Origin of the sequence: [Clostridium] aerotolerans DSM 5434, from assembly GCF_000687555.1 — a bacterium.
In the GTDB taxonomy this organism is placed as follows: Bacteria; Bacillota; Clostridia; order Lachnospirales; family Lachnospiraceae; genus Lacrimispora; species Lacrimispora aerotolerans.
The window spans coordinates 193,712-208,330 of the sequence record NZ_JHWJ01000004.1; the positions used below are offsets into that span (position 1 = coordinate 193,712).

14 protein-coding genes are annotated in these 14,619 nt (G+C 44.2%); 13 read left to right on the forward strand and 1 reads right to left on the reverse strand.

Annotated elements, in window-relative coordinates:
- The first annotated feature begins 73 nt into the window (after positions 1-73).
- The 5 genes from T546_RS0107685 to T546_RS0107705 all read left to right on the forward strand — a co-directional run bounded on the left by T546_RS0107685 (position 74) and on the right by T546_RS0107705 (position 6,040).
- Positions 74-1,465 carry a hypothetical protein gene (locus T546_RS0107685; RefSeq protein WP_026891111.1) on the forward strand — a complete coding sequence of 464 codons (1,392 nt, stop codon included), beginning with the start codon at positions 74-76 and terminating at the stop codon, positions 1,463-1,465.
- Positions 1,466-1,573: 108 nt separating this feature from the next.
- On the forward strand, positions 1,574-3,712 hold the full coding sequence (locus T546_RS0107690; RefSeq protein ID WP_034598319.1) for a hydantoinase/oxoprolinase family protein: 2,139 nt from the start codon (positions 1,574-1,576) through the stop codon (positions 3,710-3,712).
- Positions 3,713-3,715: 3 nt separating this feature from the next.
- Positions 3,716-4,495 (forward strand): hypothetical protein, encoded by a 780-nt coding sequence (locus T546_RS0107695; protein WP_242842199.1) that lies wholly within the window; start codon positions 3,716-3,718, stop codon positions 4,493-4,495.
- A 24-nt stretch (positions 4,496-4,519) separates the two neighbouring features.
- Entirely contained in the window at positions 4,520-5,569 is a 1,050-nt protein-coding gene (gene yiaK, locus T546_RS0107700; RefSeq protein ID WP_026891114.1) for a 3-dehydro-L-gulonate 2-dehydrogenase, read from the forward strand.
- A gap of 18 nt (positions 5,570-5,587) precedes the next feature.
- Positions 5,588-6,040: a YhcH/YjgK/YiaL family protein gene (locus tag T546_RS0107705; RefSeq protein WP_026891115.1), complete on the forward strand. Its 453-nt coding sequence runs from the start codon at positions 5,588-5,590 to the stop codon at positions 6,038-6,040.
- A 39-nt stretch (positions 6,041-6,079) separates the two neighbouring features.
- On the opposite strand, the gene T546_RS0107710 is transcribed toward T546_RS0107705, so the two are convergent.
- Positions 6,080-6,727, reverse strand: a complete 648-nt coding sequence (locus T546_RS0107710) for a GntR family transcriptional regulator (RefSeq protein ID WP_026891116.1) — start codon at positions 6,725-6,727, stop codon at positions 6,080-6,082.
- A gap of 178 nt (positions 6,728-6,905) precedes the next feature.
- On the opposite strand from T546_RS0107710, the gene T546_RS0107715 reads away from it, so the two are divergent.
- The 8 genes from T546_RS0107715 (at position 6,906) to T546_RS0107750 (ending at position 14,609) form a co-directional block, all read left to right on the forward strand.
- Positions 6,906-7,595, forward strand: coding sequence for a cyclase family protein (locus T546_RS0107715; RefSeq protein WP_026891117.1), 690 nt, complete (start codon positions 6,906-6,908; stop codon positions 7,593-7,595).
- A gap of 14 nt (positions 7,596-7,609) precedes the next feature.
- Positions 7,610-8,527 (forward strand): ketopantoate reductase family protein, encoded by a 918-nt coding sequence (locus T546_RS0107720; RefSeq protein ID WP_026891118.1) that lies wholly within the window; start codon positions 7,610-7,612, stop codon positions 8,525-8,527.
- A 26-nt stretch (positions 8,528-8,553) separates the two neighbouring features.
- Entirely contained in the window at positions 8,554-9,429 is an 876-nt protein-coding gene (locus T546_RS0107725; RefSeq protein ID WP_026891119.1) for a dihydrodipicolinate synthase family protein, read from the forward strand.
- A 38-nt stretch (positions 9,430-9,467) separates the two neighbouring features.
- Positions 9,468-10,490: a zinc-binding alcohol dehydrogenase family protein gene (locus T546_RS0107730; protein ID WP_026891120.1), complete on the forward strand. Its 1,023-nt coding sequence runs from the start codon at positions 9,468-9,470 to the stop codon at positions 10,488-10,490.
- A 490-nt stretch (positions 10,491-10,980) separates the two neighbouring features.
- Positions 10,981-11,310 (forward strand): DUF4280 domain-containing protein, encoded by a 330-nt coding sequence (locus tag T546_RS23075; protein WP_051629667.1) that lies wholly within the window; start codon positions 10,981-10,983, stop codon positions 11,308-11,310.
- A 21-nt stretch (positions 11,311-11,331) separates the two neighbouring features.
- Positions 11,332-12,732, forward strand: coding sequence for a contractile injection system protein, VgrG/Pvc8 family (locus tag T546_RS0107740; protein ID WP_026891121.1), 1,401 nt, complete (start codon positions 11,332-11,334; stop codon positions 12,730-12,732).
- 13 nt (positions 12,733-12,745) lie between these two features.
- A complete protein-coding gene (locus tag T546_RS0107745) occupies positions 12,746-13,273 on the forward strand; it encodes a hypothetical protein (RefSeq protein ID WP_026891122.1) in 528 nt (175 codons plus the stop codon).
- Positions 13,254-14,609 carry a hypothetical protein gene (locus T546_RS0107750; protein WP_026891123.1) on the forward strand — a complete coding sequence of 452 codons (1,356 nt, stop codon included), beginning with the start codon at positions 13,254-13,256 and terminating at the stop codon, positions 14,607-14,609. Before T546_RS0107745 ends, T546_RS0107750 begins: the two co-directional genes overlap by 20 nt.
- Positions 14,610-14,619 lie beyond the last annotated feature (10 nt).

The window sequence follows — 14,619 nt, forward strand, 5'->3', positions numbered from 1 at the left end:
AGAAAAAGCAGTATTTTTATAAGGCCATAATAGCAAGAGTATGTGGAGAATAAAAAGTTGAGGAGGTATTTACGTGGAGTACATCATTGGTATTATTCTGTTAATTTCTTTCTTTGGTCTGGCGTACTACTGTATTAAAGGACACAATCTGATGATCGGTTTCTTGCTGATCACCCTTTTATGGACAATCGTTCCCCTTGGAGGGACCTTGTTTGTAAGCCAGGATTTTCTGGCTGCCAATCCAGTGCTTAATTTTGGAAAGGACAATACCTTAATTGCAGCCTTAAATAAGATTTACCAGTCAGCACCAGAAGGTTGGGGTACCACGCTGGTCAACGTCTGCTGGGGCGCCTGGTTTGGACGTGTTCTTATGGATACAGGAATTGCCTCTACCCTCATTCGTAAGACGGTAGAGCTTGGAGGGGATAAGCCGTTTGTTACGGTAGCTCTCTTAAATATTGTGACTGCCCTGATTTTTACAGCCATGACAGGTGCAGGCCCGGTTATCGCAATCGGAGTTATCGTTCTTCCTATCTTAATGTCACTTGGTATTCCTAAATCCATTGCTTTATTTACCTTTATGGGATCGGTTGCAGCCGGTATTTATTTAAATCCTGTAAACTTTGCCCAGTACCGTGCATTTTTCGTGACACCAGACCAGCTTCCTGATTTCAACCTTGGCTGGTATGCCGCTCACTGGGGCTATGCAGCTCTGATTATCATGCTGATTAGTACCACTTTGTTATCAGCCATCTATTTAAAACGTGCCAAAACCGTTCATGCATGGGCGGCTCAGACACGTGGGGCAGCTTCCGAACAGAAAAATGCACCATTTTACACCCTGATTCTTCCAGTGGTTCCTGTGGTACTTAAAATCTGGCTGGATTTTTCTGTTATCGGTGGTTTTGTAATTGCCGGTTTCCTGGCTCTGTTCCTGTGCGGTAGAATGACAGGCAACTTTAAAGAAAATTGTCAGCTGGTAAATAAGCTTTACTATGACGGCGTGGTAGATACCGCTCCCTTAGTTGGATTTTTGCTCACACTTCCTATGTTTAACGCTGTGGCAGCCCTTGCATCTCCGTATTTCAAGGTGATTCTTGGAAATGTAATGCCCAGGAGTGAAATTGTGGTTTGTATCGTTTTTGCGGTCCTTCTTTGTATGGGATTGTTCCGCGGACCAATGACCTTAGTTGGATGCGGCGCGGCAACACTTGGAGTGCTTTCCAATGTAGCCTCATTTTCCGTTCCCTTCTTATATGCGGTCTTTGCCATTCCGACTATTACAGTTAACATCGGATGCTGTATCACCCAGTCATGGGTTGCCTGGGGGCTTGCGTACACCAAGGTAGAATCAAAGGACTTTTTAAAGCTGTCCATACCAAATGCATACCTGACAGGAGTTTTGCAGTACATAGCAGTCTTTGTAATGCTGGGTGGCTTAGGAGCAGCATGGTTCTTATCATGATATGACCCAGGAGATCATTTACAGGTCCGGGCGCTCTTAAACGGCTCCCGGACGATTTTCACCATTAATTCATGAGCATTTTATGTAAAGGGAAAGGGAAGGAATAAAATGGCGGGATGTATGCAAAGAGCGGTACGCATGGGAATCGACGTTGGCGGCACTTATACCAAGTGTGTTGCCATGGATAATGAGACCCATGAGATTATTGGGAAAAATGAAGTGAAGACAACACATGACCATAAGGACGGCGTCGCTGCCGGGGTAGTGAAGAGCTTTCAAAACTGTATGTGGGAAAATAATATTTCCCCGGAGGATGTAGTATTTGTGGCCCATTCCACCACACAGGCGACCAATGCATTTATTGAAGGCGATGTTGCCAGCGTGGGTGTGGTGGGAGTTGCGGGAGGCGGGTTAGAAGGATTCCTGGCAAAGCGCCAGCTTGCCCTAAAGGATATTGTGCTGGATGAAAAAGTAGGGCGAATGATCAAGGTATATAATTCCTTTATTAAGAAGAAAATGCTGACGGAAGAGATCATCAATAAAAACATCGGTGAGCTTTTAGCAGAAGGTGCCCAGGTGGTGGTGGCTTCCATGGCCTTTGGCGTGGACAGCATGGGAGAAGAACAGCTGATTCACGACTGCGCAAAAAAGAGAAATGTGCCAGTAACCATGGCTTCTGATATTACAAAGCTTTACGGTCTCACAAGAAGAACCCGTACGGCAGCCATCAATGCCTCGATTCTGCCCAAAATGATGGCAACCGCCAATGCCACAGAAAGCTCCGTAAAATCAGCAGGAGTCACCGTACCTCTGATGATCATGAGAGGTGACGGCGGTGTTATGGAAATTAACGAAATGCGGAAACGCCCCATTTTAACCGCACTTTCCGGCCCGGCGGCATCGGTCATGGGTTCTCTTATGTATCTTCGGGCTTCCAACGCCATCTACTTTGAAGTAGGAGGAACCACCACCAACATCGGTGTCATCAAAAATGGACGGCCTGGCGTGGATTATGCAAAGATTGGCGGGCATGATACTTATATCAACTCTCTGGATGTACGTATTCTCGGCTGTGCAGGCGGTTCCATGGTTCGAATCAATGACAAATGTGTGGTTGATGTGGGCCCTCGTTCGGCTCACATTGCAGGGTGTGAATACGCCTGCTTCCTGCCGGAGGAAGAAATTGAGGATCCCCAGATTGAGCTGGTAAGTCCAAAGCCGGGAGATCCGGGAGATTATGTCACTCTTCGGCTAAGAAACGGAAAGAAGATCTGCTTTACCAATACGGATGCCGCCAATGTTCTGGGGCTGATTGATAAAAAGTACTTTGCATTTGGGAATGCAGGCTCTGCCAGAAAGGCCATGAAGCCGGTAGCTGATAAGCTTGGAATTACCGTAGAAGAGCTGGCGACCCAGATTCTTGATAAGGATTTTGAAAAGGTAAGCGCCTGCATTAAGTCCCTTGCAGAAAAATATAAGCTGGACCATGACAGCATGCGTCTCGTAGGCTGCGGCGGAGGTGCCGCCTCTCTGGTTCCCTACTGTGCAGAAAAATTAGGTCTTGCCTACAGCATTCCGGAACATGCCGAGGTAATTTCCTCCATCGGAGTAGCACTTTCCATGGTCCGTGACGTGGTAGAGCGGGTCATTCCAAATCCAAGTCAGGAAGATATCAGGGAACTGAAAAAAGAAGCTTCTGACCTTGCCGTCAGCTCCGGGGCATCTCCGGATACGGTAGAGGTCCATATTGAAATTGACAACCAGACCGGAAAAGTCACAGCCATCGCCACCGGCTCCACAGAGGTTAAGACCACTGACCTTTTAAAGGAATGTGAAGAATCTGAGGCATTAAAGCTTGCCGAGGAAGATTTTGGCCCTAAAGTAACCGGCATTCATCTGGCGGAAAAAACAGATAAGTTCTACGTTTTCTCCGGAGAAAAAGAAGGGCGCAGGCCGCTTCGCATCGTGGATAAAAAAGGTTTTATTAAGGTTCAGTGTTCCGAAGGTCTGGTGGAAAAGTGCAAGGTAAAAGATTACGAGGAAGTGGTGGAGCAGTTGTGGAAGGATCATGCCATATTTAAGACCGATACCGTGCTCCGGCCTGATTTCTTCGTTTGCGTAGGTCCAAGGGTCTGCGATTACAGTGCCGTTGATTTAGAACAGATCATGCTTTTAATGAATCTGGATCTGGGAGACCGGGAACCAGAAGAGGAAATCATGATCATAGCTTCAATCAGGGAGAGTTAGTCCATGATGACTAGGGAAGAATTTCAAAATGCAATCAAACCCATTGCGGACGGTTTGTTCGGAAAACAGAATACCAGAGGCTATGAAAGGCCTAAATTTACCGTGCGTCCGTTAGAAGATATGCTTCGAGATCTGGCTGCCATCCCGGTAGAAGATTGGTATGCCTATGCCTTTTCCAGGGAGCCATTAAACGGGAAATTTGATGATGGGCAGAGGCGGGAATGGATGAAAAAAAGCCTGGAATGCGGCAAGGAATATGCCAGAAAGATGGTAAGAGAGTATGGGACCGATGATCCCATAAAGCTGGCGGCTTCTTTTGGAATGAATATTTCATACCCGGAGGTTCCGGATAAGACGGATCGTGTGCTCTTTGCAGAGTACCGGGTGCCCAATAAAATCTGCATCTATATGGATGCAGTAAATAAGGCAAATAAGCTCTTGCTATCTCCGGGAGTTTGTGAAATACTTACAAAAGAACTCCATATCAGCCGACTTCTGCTTTCCCATGAGCTGTTTCACTTTGTAGAAGAAAGGTATCGAAAAGAAATCTTCACCCAGACAGAAAAGGTCCGCCTGTGGTCTCTGGGATTTCTTCATAATGATTCCATCGTCATTGCTTTAAGTGAGATTGCTGCCATGGGATTTGCGAAAGAGCTGATGAAGCTTCCCTATTCTCCCTATTTAATGGATGTTTTCCTGGTCTATGGGTATTCTCCCCAGGAGGCCAGCGGTCTTTATGAGGAGATGATGGAGCTGTCAGGGAGGATGAAATTACCAATATAAACCGACATAAGTAAAGGAGATATTATGAGTCTTAGAATTCCTTATGAAACCGTACTTGAAACCGTGAAACAGGCGTTAATGAACAGCGGCCTTACAGAGGAAAAGGCGCAGATATGTGCCGAAATCCATACCCAGTCCAATGCAGACGGCGTGGAAAGCCACGGATTGAACCGTGTTCCCCGTTTTGTGGACTATATACAAAAGGGTTTTATAAATCCCAAGGGAGAGCCGGAGCTGGTAGGAGGAAAGGGTGCGGTAGAAAATTACGACGGACATTTAGGCATCGGTATTACCAATGCGCTTTTTTGCGCCGACCGTGCCATGGCGCTTGCAAAGGAGCATGGAATCGGCTGTGTCGCCTTAAAAAATTCCACTCACTGGATGAGAGGCGGCACCTATGCGTGGAAGATGGCAGAGGCCGGATTTATGGGAATCAGCTGGATCAATACAGAAAGCTGTATGCCTCTGTGGGGAAGTGATGAGCCGGGAGTGGGCAATAACCCATTCTGTATCGCGATTCCAAGAGAGGATGGCCCCATTGTCCTTGATATGGCCATGAGCCAGTACGCCTATGGTAAGTTAGGAGTATACCGGCTTGCAGGCAAAAAACTGCCATTTCCCGGAGGGTTTGATAAGGACGGGAACTTGACCGATGATCCCGGAGCCATTGAGGAGAGCAGGAGAATTCTTCCTACCGGCTACTGGAAGGGAAGCGGTATGGCAATCGCTCTTGACCTTGCGGCCGCTTTAATGGCCAATGGAAACAGCGGACTTGATATGGATGAGGCTGGCAATGGAAGCTGTACCGGATGCTGTCAGATCTTTATCGCCTATGATCCTTATCTCTTTGGCTCAAAGGAAGAGATTCAGGGTATGTTAAACCGCCGCGTGGCAGCAGCGGATGCCAGTCATCCGGCAAAGGAGGGGAGTGCGATTACCTGTCCTGGAGAGAGAACGAGTGCGACCAGAGAACGAAGCAAAAAAGAAGGAGTCCAGGTGGATGAGACTATTTGGCAGCAGGTAGTGGCTATTTCAAAGGGAGATTTAAACACAGAGGACATTGCAAGCAAATAAGAAGATTGGAGAACATCAATGTTTTATTCAAATATAGGAATTGCAGAAAAGTATGATTATCTGGAAGAAAAGTTCCGTAAAGGATACCAGTGGCTGAAAGAGACGGATATTTTATCTCTGCCTGAAGGAAGCTATCCCATTTCAGGAGAGGAAGTAATCGCAAACGTACAGGAATATACCACATTGCCAGCCGATCAGTGCTTCTATGAAACCCATGAGAAGTATTTTGATATCCAGTATATGGTCTCTGGTAGAGAACTGTTTGGGGTTCGCAGCCGGGAAGGGCTTACGGTGAAAGAGCGGATCGATGAAAAGGATCTGATCTTTTACGAAGAGCCTTTATTTGGCGGAAGTGTTCTTTTGGAAGAAGGAGATATGATTGTTGTAGCACCGGAGGATGCCCATAAACCACGGCTGATAGCTGGAGAACCAGGTAAGGTAAAAAAGGTAGTCATTAAAGTGGCATTATAATAATAAGTCCGGCTCCTATATGGGAGGCCGGACGGGAAATCATATCAGATCCATCTTAAGGGGCATCATTAAGTGAGCGATCAGTGCCTGATAGGCCTGGTCCGCCTCCCCTTTTTTTAAGAGCTGATAGAAATGTAAGTGTTCTTCGTAAGTGGTCTGGGCTCGTCCCGTGATGGTTAAAGCACCTGATGTAGTCAAATGAATCATATAGAGAAGCCTTTGGAATAGTTGGTTGAACTCACTGTTTCCTGCAAAGTGAACGAAAGCCATGTGAAACTGATGGTCCTCCTCGGTAAAGGACTCCGGAAAATTTTTGGAGGTGAGGGCAGCCTTCTGACGGCTTAAGGATTCTTTCAAATCCTCTAAAAGCTCTTGTTTGCGGGATTCATCCTCACAGGATGCAAATAAGTGGACGCAAAAGCCTTCGATGGCACACCGTGCCTCTATGGATTCTGCCATGGTTTTCTTATTAAGCGTTCTTATCTGAAAGCCCCGGCTGGGCATGATTGTGATGTAGCCATCCTGGGAAAGACATTGAAGGGCTTCCCGAAGGGGCGTTCTGGATATGCCAAGCTCCTTTGCAAGTCTTGTCTCCGAATAGAGAACCCCGGAGTCAAGGGACTTTGATAAAATCAGTTCTTTCATGGTTTTGTAAGCCTGGGATTGAAGGGAACCTGTTTCGATCATGAGAATCTCCTGACATGGATTTTATAGGAAGGCCGTGCCATTTGGCCCTGGTCTTATGGGAAATATCATACCCCAGAAAAAAAGGTAAGTCAATCATTAACCATTAACCGGTATACCGGTATACCAAGTAAGAGTGAAATTACATAAAATAGAAAATAAATAAACAGGAGGAATTAAAATGAGCGTATTTCAGTTGGGAAATGGATTAAGAGTCATTGATTTAACAAAAGAGCTGGATCCAGCCACAGAATCAAGAAGGTGCCATCTGTTCCGTTTTAATACAGGCGGTCCCATTCCGGATTTCCACACCATTATGGATCTCACCAGCCACTTGGGAACCCATGTGGAATGTCCTTATCATCACAACGACAACTGGACCGATGTTCAGGGACTTCCTATTACCACCTTTATGGGGCGTGCCATTTACGTAGACATCACACACATGGCTCCTAATGAAAAAATCAAGGGAGAGGACCTTGAAAAGGCATGCGGCGACCGGATCAAAGAAGGAGACATTGTTATTCTTGATTCCCAGTATAAGCTGCCTCCATTTACCCCTGTCTCCAATACTCCGGGAGATAAGAGACTGTTCATCTGCAAAGAAACAGCGCAGTGGCTGAAGGATAAGAAAGTAAAATGCGTAGGCTTTGGAGACGGCGTTTCCATTGAAAGTAACAATACGGACGTATCCGCCTTCCATGATGTGCTGATGGAGGTAAATGTAGTATTCCTTGAGGTGCTTAAAAATTTAGAAGAACTGAAAACAGATACCTTCTTTATGTCCTATACCCCGCTTCCCATCAAAGGGCTTGATTCCTGCCCCATCCGCGCTTACGCCATTGAGGGCATTGCAGAATTTTCCGTATAGCAGAAGGAGAGATTATGAAAATAGCAGTAATCGGAGCGGGAGCCATGGGTTCCATCTATGGCTGCCACTTATCCCTTCATCACGAAGTATATATGGTGGATACCTCCTCCTCTGTGGTGGAGCATATTAAGCAGCAGGGAATCCGCTTAGAGGAAGATGGAACAGAACATATTTACTGCCCCAGAGCCGCTTTACCCCAGGAAGACTTAGGGAACATGGATCTGGTTCTCTTATTTGTAAAATCTCTTTACTCCAAGGAAGCTTTAAGCTCTAACCAGGGGCTCATTGGCCCGGATACTTATGTTATGACCCTGCAAAATGGTTCCGGTCATGAGGATATCTTAGAAGAATTTGTCTCCAGAGATCACATCATTATAGGAACCACGGAAGACAATGGCGCCGTATTAAGTACGGGCTGTGTGAAAAGAGGCGGGGTGGGGAATACAAACATAGGAATGCTGAATGAGGATAAGGAGGGATTCCTTCCAAAACTAAAGGAAGCCTTTGAAAGCTGTGGTTTCCATGTGAGAATCCATGAGAACATACAGCAGTTAATCTGGGATAAGCTTTTTACCAATGTGTCTTTAAGTGCAGTTACAGCCATACTACAGGTAGATATGGGGTATATTGGGGCCAATGAACACGCGTTTTCTATGACAAAGCAGCTGATACGGGAGGCTGTAGCAGTGGCAAGGGGTCTTGGGCTTACCGCAGATGAGGACGAAATCATTGATAAGGTAAGAAAGACTTCCCAGATGTCTCCAAACGGACGCACCTCCATTCGTTCTGATCTCCAAAATGGAAGAAAAACAGAGGTGGATAACATCAGCGGGTCTGTGGTAAGGGCTGCAAGAAGGCTTGGCATACCCGTTCCAACCCACGAATTCGTGGTGGAAATGATTCATGCCATGGAGGAGAGAAGCCAGGGGTGATTTGATGATAAGGGGGATTATTCATCATGAAAAAATTATACGTTGCTTCCGTAACGCCCTTTGACCAGGAAGGGAAGATAAATGAAGCGGCTTTAAAAATGCTCTGGGAAAGAAACTTTTCTGAAGGAGCAGATGGATTTTTTATCGGAGGAAGTTCCGGGGAATGTTTTTTACTGACCAGAGACGAACGGGTGCGTTCCTTTGAACTGGCATCCCAGTACCGGGACAGAGGAGATATGTTTGCTCACGTAGGCGCCATCAGTACCCAAGAGGCTGTCTTTTATGCCAAAGAGGCAGTTAAAGCAGGAATTGAAAACATCGCAGCCACGCCACCCATTTATTTTGGATTTTCGGAAAAGGAAATCGCAGGCTATTACCACGATATTGCAGAGGCGGCAGGCCGTTCGGTCCTTTATTATAACATTCCCTCCAGCACTCACAGAGAGCTTGATGTGAGGCACCCGGAAGTGCAGGCACTTTTAAAGTCCGGTGCCATTAATGCCATCAAGCATACCAATTTAAACCTATTGGAAATGGACCGGATTCGTAACATCAATCCAGAGATCCGATGCTTCGGTGGATTCGAAAGCTGTATGGTAGCATTTCTTGCCTTTGGCTGTGAAGGCTTTATCGGCAGCAGCTTTAATTTCATGCTTCCCCAGTTTAAGCACCTTCTTCGGCTATTTGAGGAAGGAAAGCTTGAGGAGGCCAGAATACTCCAGACTAAATGCAACAACATCCTTGATGTGCTGTTAAAGAACGGCCTCTGTGCCAATTTAAAATACATTCTCTCCTCTCAGGGAATTCCTGTAGGAGAGGTGAGAAAACCGTTCGTGACACTAACAAAGGAACGAGCTGCCGAGATGGATGAGGTGCTGTCTGAGTATCTTGAGATCCGGTAACAGAATATATCAGGATTCATAAAAAGGAGAGAATAAACATGAAAGCAGTACAAATCGTAAAGCCAGGCCAGCTTAAAGTCATTGACACAGAGCTGCCAAAGCTCTCCGGTCCGAATGAGGTATTGATCCAGATGACGGCAGCCGGAATCTGCGGATCTGATATGGGAATTTATCATGGCACCAATGCCGCCGCCACTTACCCCAGAATCATCGGACATGAAATGGTCGGAAGAGTGGTGGAGACAGGTCCTCAGGTATCCAGCTTAAAAGTAGATGACCGGGTCATCATCAATCAGGTAACCAGCTGCGGACACTGCTATCCGTGCCGAATGGGACGCGGAAATGTATGCGATCATCTTGCGGTACGAGGCGTTCACATCGACGGAGGCTACCGGGAATATATGGCTGTGCCGGAGACCGACTGCTATGTTCTCCCTGATACCATTTCTGATGAGGATGCAGTTATGATCGAGCCTACCACCATAGGAATCCAGGCTTGCACCAGAGCAGAGTTAAACAAAGATGATATGCTCCTGATCTACGGTTCCGGTGCTCTGGGAAGCTCTATCTTAAAAACGGCACGTTTGATCTGCGGACATATCATTGTGGCAGATATTCAGGAAGACAAATTGGAGGAAGCAAGAAGAAATGGAGCTGCCTACACCATTAATACAAGAGAAGAAGACCTGGTCGCTAAGGTAAAAGAGTTTACCATGGAACACGGAGCCACCGTATCCATTGATGCGGTCTGCAATAAAGACTCCTTAAGCCAGCTTTTACAGGCAACCGGTAATGCAGGACGGGTAATTACTATGGGATTCTCCACTTCTCCCACAGAGGTGAATCAGTTCGTCATAACCTCCAGGGAACTGGACGTGAGAGGATCAAGGCTTCAAAATAAGATGTTTGGGAAAGCCATTGAACTGATTCGGGATGGCAAATTAGATATTACCGGTTCTGTCTCACACACCTTTCCTCTTACAAAGGCACAGGAAGCGTTTGATTTTGTGGATAGCCATGATCCTTCCATACGGAAGGTTGTTCTTACTTTTGATTTTTAGTAGTGACTGATAACAATATGAAAAGGGGTTGCAGCATGAAATAATAGTGCTCAGCCTCTTTTTTTAAACGATGACGATGACTTTTGAAATTGTATAGTCATAGTTCATTTATTTATAAATAATTATTAAAACAGGTTTGTTACAAAGTTCATGTATTTATAGAAATATGAACTGCCCTCTCATAAGTGTAATTAAGTTTAACGTATGGAGGCAGTTCAATATAAGTATATGGACTTTTTTGTTAAAAAAATTAGCTTAGACAGCAAACTGTTGTGAGCTGACATCTTAAATCAAAAATGTATACCAGTGTGGGATAGTAAAGCAAAAAAGTTAGAATCAATATGCATACCAATTTTTACATAAACGGGGTTAATTTATACGTGATAAATTTTTTTGATAGATTCTATTTTATACTAAAGGAATTATGCACTTTTGCATTTAACAATGTAATTCAAGTTACAACAAACAATTTACGGAGAGGTATTTAAATATGTCTGAACGAATTCAGGTCTATGATGGATTTTGTTTAACCTGTACCATGGGAAGTGGTCAAAGCTGCATAAACGTTCCGGTCAGCCACGGCGTAAGCATCAGTGGAAGGAATCAGGCCACGGTTACGGATTGTAAAGCCGGTACTCATATTTCTTCCTTTGGTACATGCAGAAAGACTGATCCCCAAAAGCCTTGTTCTCCAGTGATTCTCACGCCATGGTTGATTGATGATAAGAAATATACGATTAATGGAGAACCGGTGCTCTTTACTACCAGCATCTTATCGTGCGCCAAGGGGGGCATAATACGGATTAATGGTAAGCCATAAAATGCAAAGGAGGATGATTCTTTGAAAAAGGATACCTATAGACAGATTAAGATTGATTTGGAGATGATTCAGGAAATAACCGAATTCTTTTTATCAGAAGAAATAAACCAGCATGGTCATTGCATGATAAAAGGAATCATTGCAGACGGAAGCCAGGACAAGCTGGTGCTTGAAACCAGGAATGACGATAGAATCAGGGTCTTTTTAGAGGATGGAACCACACTTTTTACAGGGGTAGCAGAAGATATATCCGTGTACCTTGATGGTGATTTGTACAAAGCGGAAATAAATCTAATCTCAGTCTCGTATCTTATGGACCTGGAAAAAAAGTCAGGCTCTTACCAGGATAAGACAGAGACCTACCAGGAAATATTAAGCCAGATATCAAAAGAATACTCTGGCGGAGATATTATGGATTCTATTTCAGGAGGAAAGCCCATTGGAAGCCTATTGGTCCAATATGAAGAAACGGATTGGGAGTTTTTAAAACGACTTGCTTCCCATTTCCATGCTGGAATATTGCCGGATTCCAGATTTGGAGAACCAAAGATTTATTTCGGCCTTAAGAATGAAGCAGCCGTTGAGGAAATAACCAGTTATTCCTATAAAATAGAAAAAAATCTAGGTAATTATAAGAGATTACAAGCAGTCAACTGTGATTTGCAGACGGAAACAGATGCCATCAGCTTTAAGGCTAGCTCAGGACAATTTTATAAGACAGGCTCCTGTGTAAAGTTCCAGGGAAAAGATCTTCATATCAGAAAAATGGAAGCAGAAAAGGTTCAGGGGGAAGTGGTGTTTCATTATTGGCTGGATACGCAAAATGGTCTTAAAAAACCATTTCTCTATGCAGATAAACTGACAGGTGTTTCCCTTGAGGCCAAAGTTGTAAAGTCAGTAAAGGATAAAGTTCTGGTGAAGTTAGCCATTGATGAGAAAAAGAGTGGGGATAAACCAGTTTGGGAATTTCCTTATCAGACCATGTATACAGCAGGAGCAGAAGGCGGTTGGTATTGTATGCCGGAACCGGGAGATCAGGTCTTTATTTATTTTCCAGATAAGAAAGAAGAGAATGCAGTTGCAGAGAACTCTTCAAGAAGCGGAGAAAACAGAGATGCTTCAACCAGTGATCCTGCCATCAAATATTTTCGAACCATTCACGGGAAAGAAATTCGATTTACAAAGAGGGCAGTCATGATTACTTGCAGTGACGGAACGTCAATTACTCTGAATGAGGGAAGTGGAATCTCCATAGAAAGTGATGAGGGTATAACCTTGAGCAGCGGGAAGGGAATCAGTATTAATGCAAATGAAGCCATAGAATTTTACGCTTCCGACCATATACGGCTTCATTGTAAAAAGAGTCATATAAAAATGGATACCAAGATAGATATTGCCGGACCGGATGTAAGAATCAATTAAATAGGAGACAACCATGAATTACTTTATCATTCAGACGGATGAGAGAATTACGTTTCACAAAAATCTGGATTACTCCCAGCCTGAGTTTCGAGAAAAGGAGCCTTTTGTCACCTTCAGTGAATTTGATGAAAATGACAGGTGTCCCGATTTTTTTAGCGGAAGGTTTCTGTTTGACACTTATTTTTGTGTTACAGACCAGTTAAAAGAAATGCTGGAAGTCTATTCTCCGGAGCTGCAGGTGGCACCGTTTTTTCTCACAGATAAGAAATATCGTTCTCAAATTGTATGCTGGAATATCAATCTTCCAGTAGAGGAGTGCATCTTTTTGGAGGGGCGTATCCATGAATCCCCCAGATTCTTCTTAAATGGACGGAATAAACAGCAATACATATTTTGTGTCGCGAAAGAAAAAGCCCATTATCTCATTGTTTCCCTGGAGCTTGCAGAAAATATATTAAGGCGTCAGCTGTATGGAATCCGTTTTATGCCAGTTTCTATTGTCTGGAAGGAGGACGAAGCAATTGAAAACAATCATTCATGATTCATTAAGCCTGGAGATGCCTGTAGCGCTTAAGGGTGTCTCATTGCTTGAAATCAATCAAAGGATAAATGACCATTCCAGTGCGAGGATTGAGGGAACGATACGAGATGAGGATGTAGAAGCATTTAGAAATATAAGCTGGAACGATAATTTCTCAATTATTTATGAGAATGGTCAAGCGGATATGCTTGTTTTTTCAGGCATACCAGTTGACATAAAAATCAAATACGATGGACAAGCCTATGTTTCCATGACTCTTTCCACCAGATCCATATTAATGGATTATGAAAAAAAGACCAGGAGCTATCAGAAGAAAGAGAAGACCTATAAAGCTCTGTTTCGGGATATGGTACAGGAACATGGGGGCGATATTCTGGATTATGCTTCAAATCAATCAATTCTGGATATTCCCTTGATTCAATATGAAGAGACAGACTGGGAGTTCCTGCTGCGTGCCTCATCTTACCTTGGAGCGTCGATATACCCTGGTACCGCAGGTGAGAAGCTCCAGATACTTATTGGCTTTGGAGAACATAGAAGTACATATTCAGGTAGTTCAAATCGTGTGCTTAAGAAACGTATTGCAGAATATTTAGAGTTCCGTAATGGCATCTCTTCCTTAATGGAGCATGACTTTTTGTCCATTGCCATAGATGGAGAGTGGGATATGCGTCTTGGCAGCAGCATCGCATATGAGGGGAAAGAATTTCTGGTTACTGAGATATATGATGATTACCACGGTGGTCTATGGAAAAGGAGATGCATTCTCAAACTTAGTGAGGGAATAAAACGAAATAAGCTGTATCAGGAAAAAATGAGAGGTGCATCATTGGCAGGTACGATAAAAGCTGTAGAGGCAGACCGGGTAAGAATTAAACTTGATGTTGATAAAAACACTCAAGGGGAACAACTCCACTGGTATCCATGGCACAAAAATGACTGGTTTTGTATGCCTGAGGTGGGAAGCAAAGTAAGGCTAAGCATACCTGGAACAGATGAAACCAAGGCTTATGCCGCAGATATCTATCGTACCGATGGAAAGAAAAATTCCAAAACACGTAAGCCTGACAATAAGTGCTTTGTTACAAAAAGGGGAAAAGGCTTTGAAGTAACTCCAAAATCCCTAACTTTTCTAGCTTCAGGAAAGAAAATCTCAATTCAAATGTCAGATCGGCAGGGAATTAAAGTGAAGAGTTCCAAGGGAATTAAGATACATGCTGGAGAAACCTTTCTGTGCGAGGGAGAAAGTATCAATATTAATAGCAAAGAACGTATTGCTCTTATTACAGACAGAAACTGCATTGTAATTGATGATTTGCTTCAGATCAAAGGATAAAGTTTGGCGA